General features: G+C 67.9%; 29 protein-coding genes. 15 read left to right on the plus strand and 14 right to left on the minus strand.

The genetic code is table 11. The features are described 5' to 3' along the window. Positions 1 to 62 precede the first annotated feature (62 nt). From C5B91_RS09710 to C5B91_RS09725, 4 genes are all read left to right on the plus strand, one after another. Positions 63 to 1,040 (plus strand): bile acid:sodium symporter family protein, encoded by a 978-nt coding sequence (locus C5B91_RS09710; RefSeq protein WP_115819596.1) that lies wholly within the window; start codon positions 63 to 65, stop codon positions 1,038 to 1,040. Between the two features lie 90 nt (positions 1,041 to 1,130). Then, positions 1,131 to 1,370 carry a DUF2892 domain-containing protein gene (locus tag C5B91_RS09715; protein ID WP_008095839.1) on the plus strand — a complete coding sequence of 80 codons (240 nt, stop codon included), beginning with the start codon at positions 1,131 to 1,133 and terminating at the stop codon, positions 1,368 to 1,370. Positions 1,371 to 1,445: 75 nt separating this feature from the next. Beyond that, positions 1,446 to 2,477 carry a succinylglutamate desuccinylase/aspartoacylase family protein gene (locus tag C5B91_RS09720; protein ID WP_049967594.1) on the plus strand — a complete coding sequence of 344 codons (1,032 nt, stop codon included), beginning with the start codon at positions 1,446 to 1,448 and terminating at the stop codon, positions 2,475 to 2,477. Positions 2,478 to 2,517: 40 nt separating this feature from the next. Beyond that, positions 2,518 to 2,874 carry a hypothetical protein gene (locus C5B91_RS09725; protein WP_008095837.1) on the plus strand — a complete coding sequence of 119 codons (357 nt, stop codon included), beginning with the start codon at positions 2,518 to 2,520 and terminating at the stop codon, positions 2,872 to 2,874. Positions 2,875 to 2,908: 34 nt separating this feature from the next. Here the strand turns inward: C5B91_RS09725 and C5B91_RS09730 are convergent, their stop codons facing one another. Continuing rightward, a complete protein-coding gene (locus C5B91_RS09730) occupies positions 2,909 to 3,991 on the minus strand; it encodes an anthranilate phosphoribosyltransferase (RefSeq protein WP_008095836.1) in 1,083 nt (360 codons plus the stop codon). Positions 3,992 to 4,099: 108 nt separating this feature from the next. Here C5B91_RS09730 and C5B91_RS09735 point away from each other — a divergent pair, with 108 nt between their 5' ends. Then, a complete protein-coding gene (locus C5B91_RS09735; RefSeq protein ID WP_049967597.1) occupies positions 4,100 to 5,143 on the plus strand; it encodes an Lrp/AsnC family transcriptional regulator in 1,044 nt (347 codons plus the stop codon). Between the two features lie 56 nt (positions 5,144 to 5,199). Here the strand turns inward: C5B91_RS09735 and C5B91_RS09740 are convergent, their stop codons facing one another. Continuing rightward, the gene (locus C5B91_RS09740) at positions 5,200 to 6,069 is read right to left on the minus strand and encodes a PHP domain-containing protein (RefSeq protein ID WP_049967598.1); all 870 of its coding nucleotides are present in this window, start codon (positions 6,067 to 6,069) and stop codon (positions 5,200 to 5,202) included. A gap of 206 nt (positions 6,070 to 6,275) precedes the next feature. Between C5B91_RS09740 and C5B91_RS09745 the strand changes: the two genes are divergently transcribed. Continuing rightward, entirely contained in the window at positions 6,276 to 8,021 is a 1,746-nt protein-coding gene (locus C5B91_RS09745; protein ID WP_115819595.1) for a Rieske (2Fe-2S) protein, read from the plus strand. A gap of 57 nt (positions 8,022 to 8,078) precedes the next feature. Here the strand turns inward: C5B91_RS09745 and C5B91_RS09750 are convergent, their stop codons facing one another. Further along, positions 8,079 to 9,113, minus strand: a complete 1,035-nt coding sequence (locus tag C5B91_RS09750; protein WP_115819594.1) for an NAD(P)/FAD-dependent oxidoreductase — start codon at positions 9,111 to 9,113, stop codon at positions 8,079 to 8,081. A gap of 156 nt (positions 9,114 to 9,269) precedes the next feature. Here C5B91_RS09750 and C5B91_RS09755 point away from each other — a divergent pair, with 156 nt between their 5' ends. From C5B91_RS09755 to C5B91_RS09780, 6 genes are all read left to right on the plus strand, one after another. Further along, entirely contained in the window at positions 9,270 to 10,019 is a 750-nt protein-coding gene (locus C5B91_RS09755; RefSeq protein ID WP_008095828.1) for an HAD family hydrolase, read from the plus strand. Further along, the gene (locus C5B91_RS09760) at positions 10,016 to 10,792 is read left to right on the plus strand and encodes an aldo/keto reductase (protein WP_115819593.1); all 777 of its coding nucleotides are present in this window, start codon (positions 10,016 to 10,018) and stop codon (positions 10,790 to 10,792) included. The genes C5B91_RS09755 and C5B91_RS09760 overlap by 4 nt, the downstream gene beginning before the upstream one ends. 86 nt (positions 10,793 to 10,878) lie before the next feature. Further along, complete coding sequence (locus tag C5B91_RS09765; RefSeq protein WP_004975581.1) at positions 10,879 to 11,583, plus strand: ATPase domain-containing protein; 705 nt, start codon at positions 10,879 to 10,881, stop codon at positions 11,581 to 11,583. Positions 11,584 to 11,596: 13 nt separating this feature from the next. Continuing rightward, positions 11,597 to 12,013, plus strand: coding sequence for a hypothetical protein (locus C5B91_RS09770; protein ID WP_004975580.1), 417 nt, complete (start codon positions 11,597 to 11,599; stop codon positions 12,011 to 12,013). Positions 12,014 to 12,075: 62 nt separating this feature from the next. Beyond that, positions 12,076 to 12,477, plus strand: a complete 402-nt coding sequence (gene msrB / locus C5B91_RS09775; RefSeq protein WP_008095822.1) for a peptide-methionine (R)-S-oxide reductase MsrB — start codon at positions 12,076 to 12,078, stop codon at positions 12,475 to 12,477. 333 nt (positions 12,478 to 12,810) lie between these two features. Then, positions 12,811 to 13,083: a hypothetical protein gene (locus tag C5B91_RS09780; protein WP_008095821.1), complete on the plus strand. Its 273-nt coding sequence runs from the start codon at positions 12,811 to 12,813 to the stop codon at positions 13,081 to 13,083. A 144-nt stretch (positions 13,084 to 13,227) separates the two neighbouring features. On the opposite strand, the gene C5B91_RS09785 is transcribed toward C5B91_RS09780, so the two are convergent. Continuing rightward, on the minus strand, positions 13,228 to 13,656 hold the full coding sequence (locus C5B91_RS09785) for a universal stress protein (RefSeq protein WP_008095820.1): 429 nt from the start codon (positions 13,654 to 13,656) through the stop codon (positions 13,228 to 13,230). Positions 13,657 to 13,788: 132 nt separating this feature from the next. Beyond that, complete coding sequence (locus C5B91_RS09790) at positions 13,789 to 14,604, minus strand: helix-hairpin-helix domain-containing protein (protein ID WP_008095819.1); 816 nt, start codon at positions 14,602 to 14,604, stop codon at positions 13,789 to 13,791. 83 nt (positions 14,605 to 14,687) lie between these two features. Between C5B91_RS09790 and C5B91_RS09795 the strand changes: the two genes are divergently transcribed. Next, positions 14,688 to 15,707: an NAD-dependent epimerase/dehydratase family protein gene (locus C5B91_RS09795; protein ID WP_115819592.1), complete on the plus strand. Its 1,020-nt coding sequence runs from the start codon at positions 14,688 to 14,690 to the stop codon at positions 15,705 to 15,707. A 105-nt stretch (positions 15,708 to 15,812) separates the two neighbouring features. Continuing rightward, a complete protein-coding gene (locus C5B91_RS09800; RefSeq protein ID WP_115819591.1) occupies positions 15,813 to 16,049 on the plus strand; it encodes a hypothetical protein in 237 nt (78 codons plus the stop codon). 141 nt (positions 16,050 to 16,190) lie between these two features. Here the strand turns inward: C5B91_RS09800 and C5B91_RS09805 are convergent, their stop codons facing one another. Further along, positions 16,191 to 16,799, minus strand: coding sequence for a translation initiation factor IF-2 subunit beta (locus C5B91_RS09805; RefSeq protein WP_004062666.1), 609 nt, complete (start codon positions 16,797 to 16,799; stop codon positions 16,191 to 16,193). 139 nt (positions 16,800 to 16,938) lie between these two features. Here C5B91_RS09805 and C5B91_RS09810 point away from each other — a divergent pair, with 139 nt between their 5' ends. After that, positions 16,939 to 17,157, plus strand: coding sequence for a hypothetical protein (locus tag C5B91_RS09810; protein WP_008095813.1), 219 nt, complete (start codon positions 16,939 to 16,941; stop codon positions 17,155 to 17,157). 62 nt (positions 17,158 to 17,219) lie between these two features. Here the strand turns inward: C5B91_RS09810 and C5B91_RS09815 are convergent, their stop codons facing one another. From C5B91_RS09815 to C5B91_RS09850, 8 genes are all read right to left on the minus strand, one after another. After that, complete coding sequence (locus tag C5B91_RS09815) at positions 17,220 to 17,939, minus strand: fumarylacetoacetate hydrolase family protein (RefSeq protein ID WP_115819590.1); 720 nt, start codon at positions 17,937 to 17,939, stop codon at positions 17,220 to 17,222. A gap of 92 nt (positions 17,940 to 18,031) precedes the next feature. Next, on the minus strand, positions 18,032 to 18,256 hold the full coding sequence (locus C5B91_RS09820) for a hypothetical protein (protein WP_049967606.1): 225 nt from the start codon (positions 18,254 to 18,256) through the stop codon (positions 18,032 to 18,034). A gap of 180 nt (positions 18,257 to 18,436) precedes the next feature. Further along, positions 18,437 to 19,279: an ion transporter gene (locus C5B91_RS09825; protein WP_049967607.1), complete on the minus strand. Its 843-nt coding sequence runs from the start codon at positions 19,277 to 19,279 to the stop codon at positions 18,437 to 18,439. A gap of 76 nt (positions 19,280 to 19,355) precedes the next feature. Then, complete coding sequence (locus tag C5B91_RS09830) at positions 19,356 to 20,171, minus strand: hypothetical protein (RefSeq protein ID WP_049967608.1); 816 nt, start codon at positions 20,169 to 20,171, stop codon at positions 19,356 to 19,358. Positions 20,172 to 20,301: 130 nt separating this feature from the next. Further along, a complete protein-coding gene (locus C5B91_RS09835) occupies positions 20,302 to 21,672 on the minus strand; it encodes a uracil-xanthine permease family protein (RefSeq protein ID WP_008095805.1) in 1,371 nt (456 codons plus the stop codon). A 149-nt stretch (positions 21,673 to 21,821) separates the two neighbouring features. Further along, on the minus strand, positions 21,822 to 22,367 hold the full coding sequence (gene hpt / locus C5B91_RS09840) for a hypoxanthine/guanine phosphoribosyltransferase (RefSeq protein ID WP_008095802.1): 546 nt from the start codon (positions 22,365 to 22,367) through the stop codon (positions 21,822 to 21,824). Between the two features lie 69 nt (positions 22,368 to 22,436). Further along, on the minus strand, positions 22,437 to 24,131 hold the full coding sequence (locus tag C5B91_RS09845; RefSeq protein ID WP_008095797.1) for an L-lactate permease: 1,695 nt from the start codon (positions 24,129 to 24,131) through the stop codon (positions 22,437 to 22,439). A 290-nt stretch (positions 24,132 to 24,421) separates the two neighbouring features. Beyond that, a complete protein-coding gene (locus C5B91_RS09850; RefSeq protein ID WP_115819589.1) occupies positions 24,422 to 25,522 on the minus strand; it encodes a hypothetical protein in 1,101 nt (366 codons plus the stop codon). Positions 25,523 to 25,536 lie beyond the last annotated feature (14 nt).

Below are 25,536 nucleotides of genomic sequence, written 5' to 3' on the forward strand. Positions count from 1 at the left end.
TTTTTCTCCCCCGCGACCGAGTGGCGTGAGATGACATCACATGTTGACGGAGGACACTCCGAATGAACGCTCGGTCGACCCTCGAACGCCTGTCGGAACTCGCGAACACCTACTTTGTCGGCCTCGTGCTCCTCGCGTCGGCCGCCGCGTTGGTCCAACCGGACCTGTTCACGTGGATTGCGCCCTACATTTCGCCGCTGCTCGGGCTCATCATGCTCGGGATGGGGCTGACGCTCCAGCCCGTTGACTTCCGCCGACTCGCGGAGCGCCCGCGAGACGTGGCCATCGGCGCGCTCGCCCAGTGGCTCATCATGCCGACCGCCGCCTACGCGCTCACGGTGGTTCTCTCGCTCCCGCCGGAGCTCGCGGTCGGCGTCATCCTCGTCGGCGCGGCCCCCGGCGGCACCGCCTCGAACGTCATGGCCTACCTCGGCAAGGGGGACGTGGCGCTCTCGGTCGCCATCACGACCGTCACCACGCTGGCCGCGCCGCTGGTCATGCCCGCGTGGGTCGTCGCGCTCGCCGGCGAACAGCTCCAGGTCGGCTTCATGGACCTGTTCGTCAACATCCTGCAAATCGTCTTCATCCCGGTCGTCCTCGGCTTCGCGCTCCGCCTCGTGCTCGACCGCAACGCGCCCGAGGTCGCCGAAGTCGGCCTCGACGTGTTCCCACTCGTCTCGGTCCTGAGCATCGTCGCCATCGTCGCGGCCGTCGTCGGCCTCAACGTCGACACCATCCTCGGCGCGGGTGCGGCCGCCATCGGGGCCGTCGTCCTCCACAACGCCATCGGCCTCGGAACCGGCTACGGCACCGGCCGCCTCGCCGGCATGTCCGAGGACCGCGTCCGGACGACGACGTTCGAAGTCGGCCTCCAGAACAGCGGGCTCGCCGCGGCCCTCGCGCTGTCGTTCTTCTCGCCCGCCGCCGCCCTCCCGCCCGCGCTGTTCAGCGTCTGGCACAACATCACCGGCCCGCTCCTCGCGAGCTACTTCTCCCGAACCGCGAGCGAACCGTCGGGTGGAACGCCCGCTGACGACTGAATCGCCCGGAGCGACCACCTTCTTTCGATACGCCCCGTCAGTCGGGAATCTGCGCTAGATTGATGTATTGTAAATTATAAGCACTACTGTATGGTACGAAACGTCGGCACGCTCGACCGGACTGTTCGCCTCGCGCTCGGCGCGCTCCTCGTCGTCGGCGGCGTCGGAAGCTACGCGGGGCTGTTCTCGCTCGGGTTCGGCTCGGTGCCCGCGGCGCTCGGGGCCGTGTTCGTCGCGGCCGTCGGCGTCATCCTGCTCGTGACCGGGTTTCGCCGGACGTGTCCGCTGTATCTGCCGTTCGGCATCGACACCTCGGACGACCGGAACTGACGCCCGGCATCGCCCCGCACCGCCCGCTTTTCTCGCTCCCCTAACTACAAGACACCCCACCGCGATGCGTCGGATATGCATACCGCGGAGACCGTGACGCTCACTCGCCTCCCCTCCGGCGTCCCGGTACAGACGACGGTTCACACCTACGAACCAGCCGACGGGTCAGACGGCCCGACGCTCTACGTGCAGGCCGCCCAGCACGGGCGCGAAATCAACGGCACCGAAGTGCTCCGCCGACTGCACGGCCGCCTCGAACGCGCGGAGCTTTCGGGGCGCGTCGTCGCCGTCCCTGTCGCCGACCCGCTGACGTTCGACCGCGTCTCTTACGTCACGCCCGAGGTGCTCGACTCCGTCAACTCCAACATGAACCGCGTCTGGCCGGGCGACGCCGACGGGTCGCTCCACCAGCGCATGGCCGCGAAGCTCTGGGAGTACATCGGCGAGGCCGACGCCATCGTCGACCTTCACACCGGGAGCCCGGACATGCTCACCCACACGGTCTACCTCCGGGGCGACGAGGCCTCCCGCGACCTCGCGCGGGCGTTCGGCGTCGACATCCTCCTCGCGGAGGCCGCGGGCGACGAGGCCGACGACGAGTGGACCGAACGGAGCTTCGACGGCAAACTCCGCGTCGCGGCCACGAACGCGGGAATCCCCTCTATCACCCCGGAACTCGCCCACAACAAACAGCTCGTCGAGCCGGCCATCGTCGCCGGCGTCGAGGGCGTCCTCAACGTCTGCCGCGACATGGGTATCCTCTCGGGCGCGGTCGAACCGTGGGACGGCCGCACCTATCGCAACCACCTCGGCCGCGTGCAGGCCGCCGCCTCGGGCCTGTTCGTCGCCCGCGAGGACGTGGAACTCGCCCGCGAGGTCCGCCCCGGCGACCACCTCGGATGGGTGTACGACCCGACCACCTACGAGGTGCTCCAAGAGGTCGAAGCCGAGCGCGCGGGCCTCGTCTACTCCATCGCCCGCGAGGCGACCGTCACCGCCGGCGAGACGCTCGTCGGCATCGCGCTCCCGCTGGACGACGGCGAGAGCGACGCCGAGGGCGGCGACCCCTTCGACGAGGCCGACGAGAGTGGCGACCTCGACATCTAGGGGAAGAAAACACTTATTCGCGCCGGCGGTCGGGTGCGGTATGGACCGCCGCGCCGCGTTCTCGCTTCTTTTGATTTTCCTCGTCGTCGCCGCGGGCACCGTCTTCGTCTTCGACAGAGAGGCCCAGCGGCGGGCGATAGCGGCGGAAGAAACGCGCCTCCAGACCGAACTGGCGGCCAGCGAGTGCGTCACGACGTACGGCACGTCGGCGACCGTCAGCGGCGAATCGGCGTCGGTCGTCGCTCGGAGCCTCGACGGCTGGACGGTTCGCGTCTCGCACCCGTACTGGTACAGCACCGACCGGTTGCACGCCGACGGGTCGTCAGAATCAGTCTACGTCGTGGACGTGGAGTCGGTCCAATACGCGGGCGGCGAGCCGGTGGGGCCGGCGTGTTGAAGGGCAAGCGTTCGAGTCGGCTGCGACTGCGACTTCAGAACTCGCGCAGGTCTTCGAGCACGGCTTCCGCGTCGCCGGAGGCGATGGTCTCGCGGGCCATCTCGAGTCCCTCGTCGATGGTTTCCGCGTCCTCGCGGGCGTAGATGCGGAGCGCCGCGTTGAGGGCGACGGCGTCGGCGAAGCGGTCCTCGCGCTCGCCGGCGAGCACGGCTTCGGTGATTTCGGCGGAGTCGCCGGCCACGTCGTCCTCGTCGACGCCGAGGTCGTCGTACTCGAAGTCCATGCCGTACTCGGCGGTCTCGATGTCGAAGTCGTCGAAGGTGGCCTCGCCGTCGTCGCCGGCGGTCCACTCGGCGACCTTCGTGTAGCCGGGGCGGATGTCGTCGTAGCCCTCCATGCCCTGGAACATGAGCACGCGGTCGAGGTCGTGGTGCTCGCTCGCCTCGAAGGTGTCGACCATCTTCTTGGCGAACGCGAGGTGGTAGAACGAGCCGAGGTGAACCGAGGCGTTCGCGGGGTTGGCGATGGTCTCGATGGTGTTGACGAACGTCCGGACGCCCATGTTGTCGCGGCGCTCCCAGAGGGCGTGGATGGCGGGGTTAAATCGCGGCTGGTAGTAGAAGCCGAAGCCGGTGTCGTCGACCATGTCGGCGGACTCGTCGGGGTCGAGTTCCGTGCGGACGCCGAGTTCGTCGAGGACGTGCTTGTAGGCGTCCTGCTTCTGGGTCGGGACGCGGTCACCGGAGTGGACGACGACGGGCGTGCCGGCCGCGGCGGCGACGACGCCGGCGGCGACGCCGAGGATGGCGGTCTTGCCCTTGCCGTCGTAGTTCGCGCCGCAGTCGACGGGGTCGACCTCGGGCTCGGCGTACTCGACGTGTTCGGCCATCACGTCGGCGTAGGCGGCGAGTTCCTCCGCGTTGTTGTGCTTCCAGCGGTTGGCGAGCCAGAACGCGCCGAGCGTCGTGTGGTCCGGTTCGCCGGCGAGGATGCGGCGCATCGCCTCGGACGCCTGCTCGCGGGTCATGTCCTCGGCGGACTTCGTGCCCGTGCCGACGACTTCCGTCATCAGACGCTTCAGCGGCCATTCCCCGAACTCGCTTTCGACTACTGCCATGCCTCTGTGTTCGGCCGAGCGGTCAAAAAACGTCCCGTTCGGTCCCGCTGGCCGGGACCGACGACGCCGTCCGAAAGCGATAGGCTTCCCGACTCCTAACGCCGGGTAATGAGCGCGTTGTCGGACGATTGGCGGGACGGCATCGACGAGGTCGATGCGGCGCTTATCGACGAATACCAAAGCGGCTTCCCGGTCGAACAGCGGCCGTTTCGCGTCGTCGCCGCGGAGTTAGGCATCGACGAGGACGACGCCCTCGACCGCGTCCGTCGGCTCCGCGAAGACGGCATCTTCCGGCGGTTCGGCCCGGTTCTCAATCCGCCCGTCATCGGCAGTTCGACGCTCGCGGCCGTCTCGGCCCCCGAGGAGCGCTTCGAGGAGATTGCCGAACTCATCAACGGCTACCGCCAAGTCAACCACAACTACCGCCGCGCCCACGAGTGGAACATGTGGTTCGTCGTCACCGCCGGTTCCCGCGAGACGCGCGACCGCATCCTCGACGAAATCGAGGAGCGAACCGGCTGTGAGGTGCTGAACCTCCCGATGCTCACCGACTACTACATCGACCTCGAGTTCCCCATCGTCAACGACGACCGCTTCGCCCGCGAGAGCCTCGGGGAGACCGACGTGAGCGCCACCCGCATCTCCGAGGACGCCACCGGCGACCTCTCGTCTCTCGAAGCCCGCCTGCTCGTGGAGATTCAGGGCGGCTTCCCGCTGTCGAAGACGCCCTACCGCGACGTGGCAGACGCCCTCGACGCCGAGGTCGACGACGTGCTCGTCGCCGTCGAGCGCCTGCTCGCCGACGGCTGTATCAAGCGCATCGGCTGCGTCGTCAACCACATCGTCACGGGCTTTCGGAACAACTGCATGGTCGTCTGGAACGTCCCCGACGAGGAACTCGACGCCCGCGGCGAGGCCGTCGGGAGCCTCCCGTACGTCACGCTCTGTTACCACCGCCCGCGCCGCCCCGGACAGGGCTGGGAGTACAACCTCTTTACCATGATTCACGGCCGGGACGCCGACGCCGTCGACGAGAAGATAGACGAACTGGCCGACGACCACCTGCCGTTCGACCACGAGCGACTCTACTCGACGGCGAAACTGAAACAGACCGGCGCGCAGTACGAGGAACTCGTGGGCTCTGACGACTGAGGACAGAACAGCACTCGTTTGTTCGACGCTCGCGCCGGCGTCCGCGTTACTGCCCGCTACCGCGAGAGCGGCGACATCCGGTAGAGCATCCGCACGGCCTGCGCGACGCCGGTCTTCGCCAGCGACCCGCTCTTGAGCGCGCCGAGTTTCGCGTAGTAGCCGGACTTGAACGCGCCCTTCTTGGCGAGGAGTGCGCTCCCGAGCGCCCCGCGTTTGGCGTAGTACGCGGACTTCCGGCCGGCCGCGCCGGCGTAGTGTTTCGTGCTCGTCGGAATCGGCGTCCGCCGGCCCTGCACCTCGGTCGAGCCGTTGCGGACGGCGTCCAAGATGTCGTCGGCGGTGAGAGAGGCGCGCGACACGTCGGGGATGTCGATTTCCGTGTAGGCGCGGCCGACGTACCCGACCTTGTGGGCGTCGCTCCCGGCGACGCCGGGGTACTGGCGCTTCGCGGCGAACCGACGGGCGCGGCGGTTCTTGTAGCCCGTGAAGAGCCACGAGTTGTACGTCTCGATGGCGTCGAAGGCGTCGCCGCCCGCGGCGTCGTGATACCGGCCGAGCCGACGGCGACCGATGCCGTGTCGGCTCCGCTGGAAGGGGTGCGGGACGATGGCGACGCCGCCGCGCTCGCGCACCCAGCGGGCCGTCTCGTCCAGCGGGCGACGCCGCGGCGGAAGCTCCTCCACGCCGAGCGCGAGGAGGTGGCCGTCGGCCGTCGAGACTTCCACGCCGGGGATGCCGACGAGGCCGTACATCGGCGCGAGTTGCGCCGCTCGGAGCGACTCGTCGATGACGTCGTGGTCGGTGACGACGACGGCGTCCAACCCGATTTCGGCGGCCTGCTCCAAGATGAGCTCCACCGGGTCGTGCGCGTCGTACGAGCCTTCCGAGTGCACGTGGGGGTCGATGCGGACGGTCAGCGCGGACACGACTCCTCGTTAGGTCTCGGCGAGGAAAAAGACACGCCCGAACCGTGCTAGCTCGCAGCACGGGATTCATCGGTCGTTGAACCCCGGATTCACCCGAAACAGGGCGTGAGGACCGCGCAGACACAGACTCTTCGAGAACACATCACGTCGCCGACGTAAATTCGCTTCAGCGAATCTTTAGGAATTATCGTGTCGAACGTGTGCACATGGCATCCGAAGACCGCTTTCACCCCGCCGTCGACCTCGCGGACCTCCGCGAGTCCGGCCGCGAACTGGTCGCGCTGGACGGACGCTCTATCGCCCTCTTCGACCACGAGGGGTCCGTCAGAGCCGTCGATAACGCCTGCCCGCACATGGGTTTCCCGCTCGTCCGCGGGTCCGTGGACGAGGGCGTTCTAACCTGTCATTGGCACCACGCCCGCTTCGAACTCTCCTGCGGCGACACCTTCGACCCGTGGGCCGACGACGTGCGGACCTACCCCGTGGAGGTGCGCGACGGGACGGTCTACGTCGACCCGAACCCCGACCCGGACGAACCGCCGGCGGTCCGCTGGTCGAATCGGCTGGAAGACGGCCTCGAACAGAACCTCCGACTGGTCGTCGCGAAGTCCGTCATCGGCCTCCTCGACGCCGGCGTCGAGCCGACGGAGCCGCTTTCGACCGGCGTCCGGTTCGGCTGTCGCTACCGGCGCGACGGTTGGGGGTCGGGTCTCACTATCCTGACCGCGATGGCGAACGTCCTCCCCGACCTCGACCCCGACGACCGAAAGCGCGCGCTCTATCAGGGACTCGTCCACGTCGCGGGCGACGCCTCCGGCGAACCGCCGCAGTTCGAACAGGACGCCCTCGGCGCGACCGACACCGATTTCGACCGCCTGCGGTCGTGGTTCCGCGAGAACGTCGAGGTCCGCGACCCCGACGGGGCGGAGCGCGTCCTCCGGACCGCAATCGCGGCCGGCCGCGACGACGCCGAACTCGCCGGCATGGTCGCCGCCGCGGCCACCGACCACCGCTACCTCGACACGGGGCACGTCCTCGACTTCGTCAACAAGGCCTGCGAGGCGCTCGACCACGTCGGCTGGGACCGCGCCGACGAGGTCCTCCCGAGCCTCGTTCGCGGACTCGCCCGCGCCGACCGCGCCGAGGAGTCCGCCGAGTGGCGTCGCCCAATCGACCTCGCGGGAACGCTCGACGACGTGTTCGCCGACCTCGACGACCACGTCGACGCCGGCGCGGGCGAGACGTGGTCCCGACCGGACGGCCTGCTCGACACCCTCCTCGGCGACGACCCGCACGCCGTCGTCGACGCGCTGACCGAGGCGATTCGAGGCGGCGCGACGCCCGCCCAGCTCGCCGCTGTCGTCGCCTTCGCCGCCGGCACGCGGGTCGCGCGGTTCTCGACCACCAACGAGTTCGGCGACTGGAACACGGTCCACCACACGTTCACCTACGCCAACGCGGTCCACCGGCTCGCCGAGCGGACGGGCGCGAGAGAACTCTACCGCGGCGCGTTCGACGCCGCCGTCAACGTCTACCTCGACCGGTTCCTGAACACGCCCCCGGCCCCGCTTCCCGACCCGACGCCCGACGCCGACCCGGCGGAAGCACTCGAAACGCTGTCCGCGGCCTTCGACGCCGAGGGGCGGGTGAACGACGCCGGACGGGCGACCGCGGGGTTCCTCGACGGCGGCGGTGACCCGGCGAGGCTCCGCCGCGAACTCGGGGGCGCGCTGCTCCGCGAGGACGCCGGCTTCCACACCTACCAAGCGCTCGAAGCCGGGTTCAGGCAGGCGGCGACGCGGCCGCCCGAGGAGGCGCGGACGCTCCTCGTCGGCGTCGCGCGCTACCTCGCGGCGCACTCGCCGACGCGCCGGGAGCGAGAACAGACGTTCAGCATCGCCGCGCGACTCCAGCGCGGCGAGTCGGTGTACGGCGAAGACGTCGACATCTGAGGCCGCGTCGGGGTCGTCGCGTCGACCTCTGACGTCGTCGCCGTCGGCTCTTTTCGACTACTGCTCGGCGATTCGCTCGCCCGCGTCGACGCCGCTCCAGAGGGCGGCGTGGACCCGGCCCTCGCCGACCGTCCAGTCGCCAGCGAAGTAGAGGCCGTGAAACTCCCCGCGGCGGAGTATCTCGCGGTCGGCGACGCCGTCGGGGAGGGCGTACCGCCAGCCCTGGTCGTCCACCCAGTCGGGGTCGCGCAGGCGCTCGTCGTCGAGGAGTTCGGCGACCATCGCGGCGACCTCGTCGGCCGCGTCGTCGAGGGGGTCGTCGTAGTGCGCCTCGGACCACTCGGGGCTCGGTTGGACGACGAGCAGGCTCTCGCCGTCGGGGACGTGGCCCTCCTTGCACTCCTCGCGGGCGACCCAGCCGACCGGGTGGGTCTTGTCGGGGTTGACGAGCGCGTACCACGGCTCCTCGCGCTCGAAGGGGTAGTGGAGGACGACGCTCCGAACCGTTCGGTACTCGACGCTCCCGATGGCCTCGCGGAGCGCGACCATGCACTGGTCGCCCCAGCCCATCTCGGTCAGAATCGCGGCCGTCTGGGGGGCCGGTGGTGTCAGAAGCACCGAGTCGAACGGGCCGTGGCGCGTCCCCGATTCGTCGACGACGGACCAGTAGCCGCTGTCGGGGTTGTGGTCGATGGCGGCGACGCGCGTCTCTCGCTCGACGGTCGCCTCCGTCTCCGCGAGCAGGCGTTTCGCCAGTTGGGTGATGCCCTCGGTCCACGTCCACTTGTGCTGGTCGCGGGCGTCACCCTCCGAGATGACGCCGTCGCCGTCGAACGTCCAGACCGGTTCGTCGATGTTGACCAGCCCGTCCGCGCCCAGTCCGCGGACGAGCTGCGCCGTTCGGCGGTCGTAGTCTTTCACGTAGTTCGCGCCGTGGTCGTACCGACAGCCGTGTCGGCGGCGCGTCGCGGCGCGACCGCACACCCCGCGGCTCTTCTCGAGAATCGTGACGTTCGCGTTCGCCTCGCGGAGCGCGTAGGCCGCGCCAGCCCCAGCGGCCCCGGCTCCGACGATGCACACGTCGCGAGTCATCTCGCCACCCCGCGTGTGAGTCCAGCCAGCATCGGATAGACCTGCGGCTTCGAGGCGCTAAAAGACTCGCAACGCGGCGGGATTGGGGACCGTGTTCGCGCTCGCGGCCGCGGCCGGAGGCGAAAACGATTCACGTCGCGCCGCCGGAGTCCGGGTATGTACGACTCGGTCATCTTCGACCACGACGGCGTGTTGACAACGCTCGTCGAACTCTCGCCCCTCCGCGACGCGACGTGGGACGCCTTCGCCGAACTCGGCGTTTCCGACCCCGACCCGGACCACGTCGAACAGGTGGTCATCCACGTCTCTCCCGAGGACGTGCGCGCCGCCGCCGAGCCCTACGACCTCGACCCCGAGACGCTGTTTCGCGTCCGCGACGAACTCCAGTCGGCCGCCCAACGGCGGGCCATCGCCGACGGCCGGAAAGTTCCCTACGACGACTTCGACGCGCTCCGCCGCATCGACGCGCCGATGGGCATCGTCTCCAGCAACCAGCAGGCCACCATCGACTTCGTCGTCGACCACCTCGACGCCGCGGACCTGTTCGGCACCGCTTACGGCCGCGAGCCCTCGATGACGAGTCTCCACCGCAAGAAGCCCGAACCCTACTACCTCGAACGCGCCATGGCCGACCTCGGTGTCGACTCGCCGCTGTTCGTCGGCGACAGCGACAGCGACATCGCCGCCGCCGAGGCCGCGGGCGTCGACTCCGCGTTCATCCGCCGGGGCCACCGCGCCGACCACACGCCGACGCCCGACCCGACCCACGAAATCGCCGGCCTCGACGACCTGCTCGAACTCGACGGCGTGCCCGTCGTTCACGGCGGGGCGGGCGCGTCGCGCGCACCGGACGGAACGGGTCCCGCGGCCGACGGCGGCCGCGAAGGCGGTGAGTCGTCTCGATGACCCGGTCGCTCCCCCGCATCGGTCTCGGGACGATGGGCCTCGACACGCCCGACGAGGCCGCCGCCGTGACGACGGCGCTGGAGTTGGGTTATCGCCACGTCGACACCGCACAGATTTACGGCAACGAGACGGTCGTCGGCGACGCGCTCGCGGCCGCCGACGTGCCCCGCGAGGACGTGACGCTCGCCACCAAGGTCTGGGCGGACAGCCTCGCGCCCGCCGACGTTCGCCGGACGACCCGCGAGAGCCTCGACCGACTCGGCGTCGACTACGTCGACCTCCTGTACGTCCACCGCCCCGTCGACACCTACGACGCCGAGGCGACGCTTTCCGCCTTCGACGAACTCGTCGACGACGGCCTCGTCCGCGGGGTCGGCGTGAGCAACTTCACCGTCGCCGAGCTAGACGAGGCGCTCGCCCTGCTCGACGCACCGCTCGTCGCCCATCAGACGGAGTATCATCCGCTGTTCCAGCGCCCCGAACTCCTCGACCACGCCGAGGAACGCGGTTACGACGTGGTCGCGTACTCGCCGCTTTCGGGAGGCCGCGTCCGCGGCGTGGACGAAGTCGTCGCGGTCGCGGAGAAACACGACGCGACGCCCGAGGCGGTGAGCCTCGCGTGGGTGGCCGAAAAGAGGCTGTGTCCCATTCCGAAGGCGTCGAGCGAGCGCCACCTCCGGGCGAACCTCGACGCCGTCTCGCTGGAACTCGACGCGGGCGACGTGACGGCCATCGATGGTATCAAATCTGAAGTCGAACTGTTTCCTGAGTGATGAATCGTCCGCTCGGCGCCGTCTCGAAGTCTCAATTTCGATACTAGTCCCGGAACGATTATAATAAGACGGGCGAGTGTCCGACCATGCGGATTCCGAGTGGGGTAAGCGGGTTCGACGAGCTCATCCAGGGTGGTTTCCTCCCGCGCCGACTGTACGTACTGAGCGGACCGCCGGGGAGCGGGAAGACGACGTTCACGGCGCAGTTCATGGCCGAGGGGCTACGCAACGGCGAGAAGTGCATGTACATCACTATGCACGAGACCGAAGACGAGCTGATAAACGACATGTCGAGTTTCGACTTCGGCTTCGAGACGCTCGCCAGTTCCGAGGGCTTTCGCTTTATCAACCTCGTGAGCCCGAAGGGGAAACACATCCTCAACCAGTTCTCCCAGACCGGGGGGTCGTCGAGCGTCCAGAGCCTCACCGACAAAATCGTCGCGTTCGTCAACTCCCGACAGGTCGACCGCCTCGTTATCGACTCGACGATGTTGCTCCGGCTGTTCTTCGCCAACGGCTCCGAGGAGATGACGCGGTTTCTGACGGCACTCAAGCAGGGCGACGCCACGACGCTTCTCATCTCCGAGATGACCGACCCCTCGTCGTACTCCGACGAGCACTTCCTCGCCCACGGCGTGGTGTTCTTCCACAACTATCTGGAGGCGACTGGCATGACACGCGGCATTCAGGTCATCAAGATGCGCGGGACGAACATCGACTGCGACATCCGGTCGCTCGACTTCACCGACAACGGACTGGTCGTCGACCCCCGGTCGAAGGTCGACCTCTGAGGTAACCACAACAATGTACGAACGGGTCTTCGGAACGGACTGGCGGACGATTTCGGACGAGGAGGCCATCCGCCGGATGTACGCCCTCGGCGTCTCCAGCGCGCTCGGCCACCCGAACCGCGGCGAGTTCGAGCGCATCCGCCGGCAGGCCGGCACGGCCTACGGCCGGAGCGTCCTCCAACTCGCCTTTGAGGAGGGGAAACAGCGGGTCGCCCGAAACGAGTCGGAGTACGACTCGAAACAGGACGTGTGGGAGGCGCTCGTCGACGAGGAGACATCGCCCTCCACGGCGGGGCGCGCCGACGTGACGATGCAGAAGCCGACGGACAAACAGGGCATTCCCAAAGCCGTCGGCCGAGCGTCCGTCCTCGACGGCGGCGGCGACGACTTCTCTCGGATTCGGCTGCCGGAGTTCCTCCGACGCGGGTAGCCGGCCGAGCTCCGACGCGAGTAGCCGACGAGCCTTTGGGCGTCCGAACCCTCTTTCGACGTATGAGCGATAGCGAATTCAGCCTCTCGGAGTCAGAGTGGCGCGAGCGACTCTCGGAGGACGCCTACCGCGTCCTCCGCGAACAGGGGACCGAGCCGCGGTTTTCCGGCGAACACGTCGACCGGAGCGACGACGGCGTCTACCGGTGTGCCGGCTGTGGGACCGAGCTGTTCGGCTCGGAGACGAAGTACGACTCCAACTGCGGGTGGCCGAGCTTCTACGCCGCCGAGGACTCGAACATCGAGCTTCGACGCGACCTGAGCCACGGCATGGACCGCACCGAGGTCGTCTGCTCGACCTGCGACGGCCACCTCGGCCACGTCTTCGACGACGGCCCGGAGCCGACCGGCAAGCGCTTCTGTATCAACTCGGTCGCGCTCGATTTCGAGGCGGACGAAGAGTAGGACCCGGAGTTCGGAGGCCGGACCGACGCACTCGCCGCCGCCCTCACGCCGACCGCCGATGTGCGGCTGTCGGGGCCTGTTCTCTGTTTTCCTCGTCGCCCGGGGACAAAAGAGCCGGTTCCGAACCCGAACACGACCACGACCACGACTTCGCGGTGCATTCGCTCGGCGTTAGGCTCGACCTAGGCCCAAAACCGCCCGACCGTCGGGGGCGACCCGACGGTGCGCGCGCCACGTCGAGAATCGCGGTATCACGGCGGTAGGCCGGGTCTAACGCTCGTTTCCCGTGAGTAGCCGACACGTACCAAATTAGCATGGCGACGTACGAGAGGTATGTCTCGCAGCTACCCGGTCCGCCGCCACCCGACTCGGCGGACTCCCCCGTTCACGCCCTACGCCCTCGTCGTCGCCGGCCTCGTAACGTTCTGTATCGCCGTCCTCGCCCCCGTCGCCGACCTCTCGGCGGGCATGTCGGTGATGAACGTCGCCGCCGGCGGAACGGCCCCGGCGTTCGACGGCGGCACGCTCGTCCTCAGCGGCGGCCTGCTTCTCATCAGCGCCGCCTCGACGTTCTTCGGCGTCCTCCTGTTGCTCCTGCGACTCTGAGTCGAGGAGTCCGGGTCCGGGTCGGACGCGCGACGAGAATCGCGGACTGGCTGGCCCCGGCGAGAATCGGGAACAGACGCGAGACACGGGACCTCGGAACCCGATTTGCGGTTGCGACGCACTCGCTCGCCCGGCGCGGGCGGGTTATCGTCGCTCGATGGGGGTGGCCAGCACGGGAATTTTCGACTGGACGACGACCGACCGCGAGACGCTTCCGAGGATGTTGTCCTCGAAGCGCGCGTGGGTGCCCATCGAGATGAGCGCCGCGTCTGTCTCCTCGGCGAACGCGAGAATCTCCTCGGCCGGATCGCCGCGGCGGAGTTCCGTGGCGGCGTCGACGCCGTACTCGGCCATCGTCTCGGCGGCCTCGGCGAGCGCGGCTTCGCCCTGCGACCTGAGTTCCTCGTACACCTCGTCGACGCGCTCGTCGGCGAGCGTCAGGAAGGCGCGTTCGTCGACGACGTAGAGCAGGGAGACGGCGGCGTCGCGCTCTGCGGCGAGTTCCGCGGCGTCTTCGACGACCGGCTGCATCGAGTCGCTCCCGTCTATCGGCACGAGGATTGTGTCGTACATCAACTGGGAGTTAGGCGGGGACAGTATCACCCTCTTCGCCAGTTCCCGCGCGATGGGAACTACGCGGGACGAGGGACGCGGGACCGACCTCGCGAGGAGACGCGATTCCGGAAACGGAAGCGGTACGGGCGGCTACTCGTCACCGGTCGCGTCGTCGGCGTCGGTTTCGTTTTCGGTGCGCGCGTCACTCTCAGGCCCGGCGTCGCGTTCCGACGCCAGTCGCTCGGCGTACCGCTCGGCCCGTCGCTTCCAGTCGGTGACCCGTCGGGCCGACACGTCCGCGGCGGCGGCGAGTTCCTCGTCCGACGCCCCACGGAGCGCCGACACGGTGTCGATGCCCGCCGCCCGGAGCCGGGCCGCGTACGCCTCGCCGATACCGCGGATGTTCCGCGGGTCCTCGGGGTGTCGCTCCGCTTCGGCGGCCGCCTCGGCATCGACGCCGCCCGCCGAGACGACCGTCGCCAACTGTTCGGTCATCGCGTCCACGCGACCGTCAAGGCCGTCTACTCGGCCTTCGACCTCGTCGATGCGCGCCGCGAGGTCTTCGTGGGTGTGTTCGTTCTTCCCGTCGGCGGCGGTCACGCCCGCGACGTCCGGGTCGACGCCAGCTTCGGTGATGGTCGGGTCAGCGTCGTCGTCGCGGTCGGCCGTCTCGCTGTCTCCGGTGTCGTGTCCGTCCCCGTCGGAATCGGCTTCCCCTTCACCCTCGTCGTCTCCGGACGCGTCGTCCGCGTCGTCGGTGTCGGCGTCTGGGTCTCCGACGCCACCTTCGGCGAGCGAGTCGCCCGGCTCCACGTCGTCGGGGAGGACGTACACCAGCGCGTCCGCCGGCACGTAGCCGACGACCTGTTTTCGCTTCTTGTCGGCGGTGAGGACGACCCCGCCGGAGTCGAGGGCCTTGTAGCCGCCGCACTCGAAGCTCGTCCCGTCCGTGAGATATACTTTCATAATCAATTATTGGCTTTGAGACAGGATGAGTGTTGTCGCTCTGCTGTCGGGGGTTTATGGCCGCTCGCCGCGGCTCACGACGCATGGACGTGTTCGTCATCGGCGGGACCGGACTGCTCGGCACGGGAATCGTTCGGCGGCTCGTCGCCGCCGGCCACGACGTGACCAGTCTCCAGCGGGGCGAGACCGACGACGACCTCCCGTCGGGCGTCGAACGGGTCGCCGGCGACCGCGACGACCCGTCGGTACTCCGCGGCGCGATTCGGGACGCGAGCCCCGAGGTCGTCGTCGACATGGCGTGTTTCGACGCCGAGACCGCCCGCGAGGCGGTCGAAATCTGCCGAACCGTCGTCGACCGCTACGTCTTCTGCAGCACCATCGACGTGTACCACCGGCCGCCGCCGATGAATCCCGTCACCGAATCGAGCCCGCGGAACCCGCCGGTCAGCGACTACGCGGCGGGAAAAATCGCCGCCGAAGACGCGTTCTTCGACGCCCACGACCCCGACGAGTTCGAGGTGATCGTCCTCCGCCCGTGGAACACCTACGGCGAGGGCGGCACGCTCGTCCACACCCTCGGCACGGACTCGTCGTACATCGATCGAATCCGCGAGGGCAAGCCCATCGTCGTCCACGGCGACGGCACCTCGCTGTGGGGGCCGTGTCACCGCGACGACGTGGCGCGGGCGTTCGTCGGCGCGGTCGAGCGTCCGGGAGTCGGCGGCCGCGCCTACAACGTCACGAGCGAGGAGACGATGACGTGGAACCAGTACCACGAGCGCGTCGCGGCCGCGCTCGACGCGCCTGAACCCGACCTCGTCCACGTCCCGACCGAGGTGCTCCGCGCGGTCGCGCCCGACCGGACACGGATGCTCCGGGACCACTTCCGGTACAGCACCGTCTTCGACAACAGCCGGGCGAGAGCCGACCTCGGGTTCCGCTACACGGTCGCGTTCGAGGACGGTGCCCGCGGGGTGGTGTCGTGGCTGGACGACCACGACGCGGTGGACTCGTGGGATGCAGACCCGCTTTCCGACGACCTCGCGGCCGCGTGGCGGGACGCGACCGACGCGTTCGTCGCGGGGTTCGAGTCGAGCGAGTGAGTCCGTCGGTCGTCGCGGCGGCAAGCCGAGAACGGGGGAGGCCATCGCTCCCGCGTCGTAGGAACGAGCGTCGCCTTTTCACCGATTCCGCCCCGATATGTGGATATGCTCCGAGCTCTGTTGGCGGCGTTCGGTCTGGTTGAACTGCTCGTTCCGGACAAACTGGTCGCCGTGATGACGCGCCTCGCTTACGAGGACGGCGGCGAGATGACGGCGAAGCCGTGGGTGGTGACGGCGGCGCGCGTCGAGGGAGCGGTGTTCCTCCTCGTCGCGCTGTTCGGCCTTCGCGGTCGGTGCGGCGGTGAGGCCGGTGAGACCGGTGAGCCAGACGAAGACGAATAACTGCGTCTCGCGGGCGTCACCGACGTCGGTGAACCGGCCCGCGAAAGAAGCGACCGCGGCGAGAGAATATGAGACTGTGCGCGGAATTCGGTCGCCGAGCGACTCGTGTTCCGCCGCGTCGGTGGGACGCGTGCGTCCGGCTCAGGCGAGTCGCGCGAACGCGAGCGACCCGCTCGTGTTCTTGATGTAGACGCGGACGGTCTGTCCTTCCTGCGCGCCGGGCACGAAGATGGTGTACTTCCCGCGCTGGGCGACGCCGTCGCCCTTGCGGCCGGTCCCGGTGATTTCGACCTCGTAGGTGCGACCCTCTTCGACGGCCTCGCGCTGGCGCTTGTTGCTCACGCTGGAGCGCTTCTGGACCGGCCGGAACGCACCACAGGCCTCACAGCGGAGCATGTCGACGCCGTCCTCGGTGACGAGGCGGGTGTCCGGCAGGCCACACTCCGAGCAGATGACGTACTCCTCGACGTAGCCGTCGATGGCCTCCTCGAAGTCGTTGATGGAGAACGACCCGCTGTAGCGGGCGCGGTCGCCCTCCAGCTGGCCGCTCGTCCCGAGCGTGCGCTGGATGGCGCTGTGGAGGTGCGCGGGCGTCCGCGAGAGCGCGTCCGCGATCTCCCCGAGATTGGTGAGGCGGGTGAACGCGCCGTCGGTCTCGCCGGACGGGTCCGGCACTGTGAGGCGTTCCTGTTCGACGTTTCGTTCCGGTAGGACGTTGAGCGCTCGGTCGAGCGCAGTCTGATACTCCATAGGGGTTCGAGTGTCTGGCGACGTATAGCCGTTCCGTGACCGTCCTCCCCGCGGCACCGACGCGTCGGCGTTCGTTTCGCCGTCCTCGACGGCGGAACCGAGCGCCACGCCTTCGCCGCTGGCTCTCCAACGCCTCTCCATGGGCTACACGTGGCAGTACTACGACCTCGTACTCCTCGGCATCCTCGGGAGCCTCGTCGCCGGCGTCGCCGCCGGTCGACTCACCCCGATGGAGCCGCAGACGACGCTCGTCGGCTTCAGCGCCCTCGCGGCCGTCGTGATGGCTCACGGTCTGTTCGTCAACGGTCCCGTGGACGAGCCGGCCGACCTCACGGACGAGGTCGAGGCGCTGAACTGAGCCGGGCTGTCTGACGACCGTCGGTCGTCCGCTCACACCTCGTCGTCTCGCCGCGCGCCTCCTTACTCGCCGTCGACGACGCTGTTCGTGAGCGTTCCGACGCCTTCGTACCAGATTTCCACGTCGTCGCCGGGCTCGACCAGTCCGGGGTTCGCCGGGCTGCCGAACGAAATCACGTCGCCCGGCCGGAAGGTGTAGCGCTCCGAGAGGAACGAGACGACCTCGGCGGGCGAAAAGAGCATCCGCTCGGTGTTCGCTTCCTGCCGGAGTTCGCCGCCGACGTGGGTCGTCATGTCGATGTTCGCGGGCTCCACGTCGGTCTCTATCCACGGGCCGAGCGGCCCGGAGCCGTCGAAGGCCTTCCGGGCGGTCCGGCCGGGCTGGTCGAGCGCGTCGAGGTCGTTGAGAATCGTGTAGCCCCGGACCACATCGGACACGTCTTCCTCGGCCACGTCCGAACATTCGCGGTCGATGACGGCCGCCAGTTCGCCGGCGTAGGTCAGTTCGTCGGTCCAGTCGGGGTACTCGATGTCCGCACCGGGGCCGAGCACCGACACCGGCGGCTTGATGAACCAGTCCGGCTGGTCGGGAATATCGTAGTCCATCTGGTCGACCGTCGCCGCGTAGTTCCGACCCACGCAGTAGAGCGCGGTCGGCTCGCAGGGCGCGAGCAACTCGGCGTCGACGCCGACTTCGTACTCCTCGCCGTCGGCCGTTACGACGCCGTCGTCGTACCGGCCCGACACCACTCCGTCGTCGGTTCGAATCCGTGCCAATCGCATCGCTCTCCCGTCGGTCGGCCACTCACTTCAAGCGACGTGTCTCCGCAAGTGAACGTAGACGGGAACGGTCACAGATGCGCCGCCGACGCACCTCAGTCGGATGCGGACTCCCGGTTCATCCGGGGCATCGACCGGTTCTCGCGGTCGACGAGGTTGTGGATGCGCTCGGTGCGCGTCGATTCGAACTGGCGCTGACACCGGGCGACGCCTGACGCGGGGTCGGTGGGGTCGGCGTCTGCGCTGGCGTCGGTCTCGGCGGTCTGCTCGCGGTCTGTTCGCAGGGTCGGTTCGTAGGTCGGGGTGGCGTTTGTGCTCACGATTTTGGATGGTTCGGGTCGGTCGGACGGCTATGCGGCGACGAGAAGAGTTAGCGAAGTACGCGTACGACCGACATTGTTGTACCCGGCAGTACAGACCAATCTATAATAAACATTAATGTTCGAACAGCGACGGCGGTTCGACCCGCGGTTGTGACTGCGTCGCGGCCGCGTGCGTTCTCACTCCCGCGAGTCGTACTCCTGATAGATGACGTGGCCACAGGACTTGCAGTGAGAGGCGTCGGCGTCGTGGTATGCGAGTCCGCAGTTCTGGCAGGTGACGGCGACCTTGTCGCGGTGGCCCCACTCCTTGACGATCTTGCTCGCCTGCCACGGGATGAGGATGATGCCCGCGAGGATAGCGGCGACCGTCACCCACCGCCCCGCCTCGGTCATCGGGACGATGTCGCCGAAACCGACCGTCGAGAGCGCGACGACGATGAAGTAGAACGCGTCGCCGAACGTCCCGATGCCGGGGTTCACTCGGTGTTCGAACGAGTAGAACATCCCCGCGGCGACGAAGAAGATGGTGAGCACCGTCAACAGCAGTTTCATCACGCGGAGCGTGCCGACCGAGACGGTGCCGAAGAAGAACTCCTCGTCGCGCGTGAAGCGGTAGAACCGGAGAACGCGGACCACACGAATCGCCCGCAGGAAGCCGATGTTGGCGGCGACCGACGAGATGGGAAGCGCGAGCACCGCCAGCGTCGGTAAGATAGCCAGCAGGTCGACGAACGAGTAGACGTTGAACAGTTCGGCGGTCCGGTCCCGCGCGCCGTAGAGTCGGAGGAGGTACTCCGCGAGGAACACGAGAGAGACGGCGGCTTCGACGGACCAGAGCATCGACTGCACCGACGCCGAGAGCGGGTAGGTCTCGGCGACGAACACCCCGACGAAAAGCAGGTTGAGTGCGAGGAGCGCGATGTCGATGGTCTTGCCGACCGCAGTCCGGTGGTCGAGAAGATAGAATCTGACCACGTCTCGCGGCGTCTCGCGGCGCGACCCCCGCGCGTGATCGTCCATGGCTCGTCTTTGGCGGTGAAATACTTATACCGTTGCTCGCAGGGCGGCAGACGGCGGCGACTCGGCGGCGACCGCCTCAGAGGACGATAGCGCCCTCGGGGAGTAGCTCACGCTCGGTGCGCCGCGCCTCCTCGCCTTCCTCGACGAGCGTCGGCTCGTCGACCGGTTCTGAAAACCGGTTCGGGTCCGGTTCGACCCGTTTGAGCATCGACGAGAACACCGGTCCCTTGCGGCCGCCGGCGGAGGTGATGCCGCCGTACTGTCGCTCCTCGAACGTGGACTCGTCGGGGCTGGGGAACTCCTCGCGAATTATCTGTGCGGTGTCTCTGATGTACTCGGCGGCCTCCTTCTGCGAGTAGAGGCTCTCGTTGTAGTAGCGCTCTGCGTACTCGTCGTCGAGCTCCTCGGTGGAGTGTTCGGGCGACTCGTAGAGGACGGACTCCGTGGTCGTGTGGCCGCTGGCGAAGCGGATGTTGACCGTAAAGCAGTCGGGATACCGCAGGATGATGGGGAAAAACAGCATGTCGGTGACGGTGATTCGCTGTTGCATCCGCCAGAGCCCCTCGAAGTAGTAGGCCGTGAGCGCGCCGACGCGGTCGTCTCGCTCCCCGCGGTTGTACGCCATCGCTATCTCCTCGTAGTCGTCGCCGGCGATGTGGTGACAGCGCCGCTTGTAGCTCTTGGCAATGCCTTCGAGTTGCGTCTCGTAGGCTTCGAGCAGAGGAATGTCGGGGTCGGCGAGCATGTCCGCCTTCCGCTCTTGGGCGTCAGCGATGTTCATCATGTTCTCGTGGAACAGTCGCTCGGCGTCCTCGTCCGGCAGGGGCGTTCTGACCGCCTGCCGGTACAGTACCCGCGTATCCCCGTTGAATGTGACCCGCTGCTCGCTCATCTCGTGAAGTGATGATGCGGCGAACAGAAATCAATTCGTCGGTAATCCGGACGGTTTCCCGACAGTCGCGAGACACGAAATATAAACCGACCACTGAAACCGGAACCGGTTATCAGCTATCCGGTGCGTGTCAGTCGTCGGTTGACGCGCGGCCGTCCGCGGCGACCGACTCGTCTGCCGCGTCGAAAAGCGGGCTCTGGTCGCCCGGCGCGAGCGTGTTGAGCACGAGCGCCGTCAGCGCGGTCACGATGACCGGCTGACTGAAGAACGTCGCGGCGGCCTGCGGGAGTCCCGAGAGCGCGTCGGGACGCGTGGCGACGCCCAGACCGAGGCCGAGAGAGGTGGCGACGACGACCATGTTCCGCCGGTCGAGATTCGTGTGGAGGAAGACGAGACGGACGCCGCTGGCGGCGACCATCCCGGCCATGAGCAGGACCGCGCCACCGAAGACGGCGCTCGGGATGGTCGCGACAGCCGCGCCGACCTTCGGGCTGAGGCCGAGGACGGCGAGAACGACGCCCGCGATGCCGACGACGTACCGGCTCATCACGCCGGTGAAGTTGACGATGCCCACGTTCTGCGAGAACGAGGTGACCGGGAACGCGCCGAACACCGACGCGATAGAGCTCATGAAGCCGTCGGTGAACAGGCCGCCGCGGAACTCCTCGTCGGTCGGGTTGCGGCCCTCGGCGGCGGTGATGCCGGACATGTCGCCGACGGTCTCCATCGCGGAGACGAGAAACAGGAACGCGAAGGTGACGATGGGGACCGGTTCGAAGCTGACGCCGAACGCGCCGGGGCGGGGAATCGCGAACCACGCCGCGTCGGCGATGGGCGAGAAGTCGACCACGCCGAGCGGGACGGCGACGGCGTAGCCGACGGCGATGCCGACGAGCGTGCTCAGGAGTCGCGTGATGCCGTCGGTAAAGAGGTTGAGTGCGATGGCGACGCCGAGGACGAGCGCCGCGAGACCGATGTTGTGGGCCGCGCCGTAGTCGGCGGCTCCGACCCCGCCGGCGGCGTAGTCCATGCCGACCGGGACGAGGTAGAGCCCGATGATGACGACGACGAGTCCGGTCACGAGCGGCGGGAAGAAGGGTTTGATGCGGTCGAACTGCCAGCCGATGAGTCCCTCGACGACGAAGCCGGTGACGAGAATCGCGCCGAACACCGCGCTCAGGCCGTAATCGACGCCGATAGTCGTCGCCGCGCCGACGAAGGTGAAGCTCGTCCCCATCACGATGGGGAGCCGCGAGCCGACCGGCCCGACGGCGTACGCCTGTACCACGGTCGCGAGCCCCGAAAACAGGAGCACCATCTGGACCACGTAGGCCGTGTCGGCGACGCCGAGGCCGACCGCGCCCGCGACGATGAACGCCACGGCGGTCGCCGGGACGATCATCACCGAGACGTGCTGTATCCCGAGGAGAATCGACTCCAGCAACGGCGGCCGGTCGTCGATTTCGTATTCGAGGCCGAGTTCACCGCTGTCGTCTGCCATCTGTACTCGCCACGAGCGACCCCCATTCAATAATAGTTTCGCGTTCGAGCGTATTTCACTGCCTCTGACACACCGTATTGAACACGAGCGTGCATACTCGGTGAGCGAGAGGGGGAAACTGACGTCGCATCGACCGCAACTGGCTCCGCTCAGTGAATCTCGACGCCGTCCTCGTCGACGCTGATGTCAACGAGGCTCGTCGCCTCGTAGTCGGTGTCGTCGAGCGCGGTCTCACCGACCTTCCGGATGGCGACGACGATGTCTGAGATGTCCGCGCCGATGTCGTCGAGCGCGCCGCAGATGGCCGCGAGCGTCCCGCCGGTCGAAAGCAGGTCGTCCACGACGAGCACGCGGTCGCCGTCTTCGATGTCGTTGATGAACATCTCCGACTCGGAGTAGCCGGTCGTCTGGTGGAGCGCGACCTCCCCGTCGAGGCCGTACTCGCGTTTGCGGATGACGACGAGCGGGATATCCGTCTGGAGGGACAGCGCGGTGGCGATGTGGATGCCCATCGCCTCGGGCGCGACGATTTTGTCCACGTCGAGGTCGGCCGCGCGGGTGATGCCGACGACGACCTCGCGCAGGAGTTGCGGATCGAGCATCGGCACGCCGTTGCTGATGGGATGGACGAGGTAGGAGTAGCCGTCCTTGTCGATGATGGGCGCTTCGTGTAGGGACTCCTCGAGTCGCTGCATGGGGTCCGTTTCACGAATCGACCCAAAAGTGGTTCGCTCTCTCCGAGGGCGGCGTCCCCCGGCGGTCGCTCAGAACACGCCGGGCGCGACGACGTAGACCAGAAGCGACCCGACGGCACCGACGAACAGCGCGAAGACGACGGTCGGCACGACCACCTTCCGGAGGATGTCGCCCTCGCGGCCCGCGATGCCGATGACGCCGGAGATGGCGGCGATGTTGAGGACGGAAATCATGTTCCCAACGCCGCCGCCGACGTTCTGGATGGCGACGACGAGCGCGCGGGAGAGTCCGACGTCGGCGGCCGCGTTGTACTGCAGGGCGTTGAACAGGATGTCCGAGGTGGTGTTGCTCCCGGTGACGAACGTCCCGAGCGCGCCGATCCACGGCGCGACGAAGGGAAGCGCCGCCCCGGCACCCTCGGCCAGCACCAATGAGAGGACGTTCATCATCCCGACGGTGTCGGTGGGGTTGATGCTCGACTGAATCATGACCTGCGTGAGCGAGACGGCGACGACGAGCGTCACCGCCGCCGTCGCGACCTGTCTCCCGGATTCGGTCCACGCGTCGGCCATCTCACCGGTGTCCATCCGGTAGAACACACCGGTCAGGACAGCGACGGGGAGAAACGGCATCGTCCCCGGCAGGTAGAGATACGCCAGCGACCACGACATCGTCTCGTACCCGAATATCTCGTAGGGACCGACGGTGTACCCCTGCAAGACGGACACGAGGTCGAACGTCGGCCAGCGCGTGACGAGCAGCACGAGCGCGACGGAGACGTACGGTGCCCACGCCATCCAGACCGGCATCCGCTTTCGCGGCTCGTCGGTGTCGAGAGAGGACGGGTCGAGGCCGCCCAGCCACTCGTCGAGCCAGCCCTCGCGGTCGGGGAACGTCCACCGCTCGGACGGGACGAGCACGTCCCGGTCGGCCATCACGACGCCGACGGCGAGGACGGCGAAGCCGGCGGCGATATCGGGGAGCGCCGGGCCGATGAACCACGCGACCGCGAGCTGAACCGCCCCGGTCAACGCCCCGAGGACGAGCGCGAACGGCGCGATGGGCGCGGCGGCACGCGCGGCCCCCAGCACCGACCGCTCGTCGTCGTCGCCGAACCAGTAGACCAGCAGAAACACGCCAAGGAGGCCCCAGAACGCGAACGTCAGTCCGGTCATGACGCCGGTCCATGCCGAGACCAACTGCCGGAACGGTCCCCCAGCCATCGCCGCCGGGAGAATCGACTCGATTTGGCTGACGCCGCCGATAATCGGCGTCCCAGCGGCACCGAACTGCGGGTTCGGCGCGTTGAAAAACAGGCCGAAGACCGCCGCCGCCAGCGGCGGGAAGCCGAGCCCGATGAAAAGCGGCGCGGCCAGCGCTCCCGGCGTCCCGAACCCCGCGACGCCCTCGATAATCGTCTCGAAGCCGAGCCCGATGAGGAGCAACTGGATGCGGCGGTCGCGCTCCAGTCGGCGGAAGTACCACCGAATCGTCTCGATGGAACCGCTGACCTCGAGATAGTTCATGAGCAGAATCGCCCCGAAGACGATGAGGACGATGTTGAGCCCCTCCAGCGCGCCGTATATCGCGGCCCCCGCCCACGCGGTCGGCTCCATGTGCCAGACCGTGAGCGCCAACGCCGTCGCCAGTACCCAGCCGACGCCCATCGACCGCGCCGCCGACCACCGAAGCCCGGCGAGGAGGACGAACGCGACGACTATCGGGACGCTCGCCGCAAGTGCTAGTATCTCGACTGATGCCATTGTTTCTTTCTGTGTGTTCTTGATTGAGTTTGTTGTATTACTCGCCCCGTTCTCTCGCGACTCGAACCGAGAGTGGGTTTAATATGCTCGGGCGGCAAATTCACCGGGTCGCGTGACGCTGGCCGAGGGGTGAGAGACTTCGCGTGAGAAAGTGGCCTCGGCACTCATAGGGCTCCGCATCACCGAGTGCCTAGTTCGGTTCGGAACGGTGCCGTCGTCATCGGCCACCTCGCTCTCGCCTCGCGACCGAGTAATCACCATCGGTCTCGCTCGCCCCGCAACCGACTCGCTCACGACTTCTCCAACACGGACACGTCGATGCGGGGGTACTGCACGCCGCCCGAAATCGAGCCCTCGCCGGCGACGACGCCCCAGAGTCGGACGCGCTCGTCGGCGAGCAGTCGAAAGCCGATGTCGCCGTCGAAAAAGCGGCCGGTGGGCCAGCGGGCGACCACATCGCCGCTCAGTCGCCCCCGGTCGTCCTCGACGGCGACGAGCGCCAGTCGGACCTCGTCGCGTTCCATCGTCTCCTCGACGCGACCGGTGTACGTGACGGTCGTTCCCGCGTACGACTCGGGATTCGTCCGGAGGTCGCCGTACGGAATCGTCGTCGCGTTCGTTGGCGTCGCCACCGCAGTCGTTCGATTCGGGAGCGTCGATTCCTCGGAGAGTGGTTGCGGCGTCGGGAGTGACCACTCGACGGTCGGGAGCGCTACGTCGGGGAGGCGGTCGTCGACCCACACCGCGTGACGGGCGACCGCGGCGCGGAGTTCCGGCGACTGCTGGACGACATCCGAGACGCGCTCGACGGCGAGGTAGGTGACGAGGCCGCCGGCGACGTAGGTGCCGGCCTTTTTGAGCGCCTCGCGTCGAGTGAGTCGGTCGGCCTCGTCGCCTTCGGCTTCGTCACGCTCGCCTTCTGTGCCGTCGTCGCCATCGCCTCCGCGGCCTTCGATTCGCTCGCCCAGCCAGTTCGTCGCCGCCGGTTCCTCTCGGGCAGCGAGGTCGCGGACGAACGATTCGACGCCGGTCTCGCGGATTTCGACGGCGAGCGCCGGCGCGTCGAGAACGACGAGGCCGCGGCGGTGGGCGTCGGGGGCGACGCGGCCGCCTCCGACCGCCGCCACGTAGGGTTCGATACCGGCGCGCTCGCATCGTCGGACGAACGCACTCGTCTTGTCCGCGGTGACGGTTCCGGTGGTCGTAATCCAGATTCGGAGTTCGCGCGTCGCGCCCTCGGGCGTCTCCCCGGCGGCTTCGACGTGCACGTCCGGGCCGCGGAACCGGACGCGCGTCTCGTAGCCCCGCGCCTCCCAGACGCGCTCGAAGACGGCGGCGAGCTCGACGTCGGTGCGGTCCGAAACGACCGACGTGAGCGGGGGCGCTGTCATTGCGTCCGAGGTAC

Origin of the sequence: Haloferax sp. Atlit-10N (assembly GCF_003586325.1) — an archaeon.
Taxonomy (GTDB): Archaea; Halobacteriota; Halobacteria; order Halobacteriales; family Haloferacaceae; genus Haloferax; species Haloferax prahovense.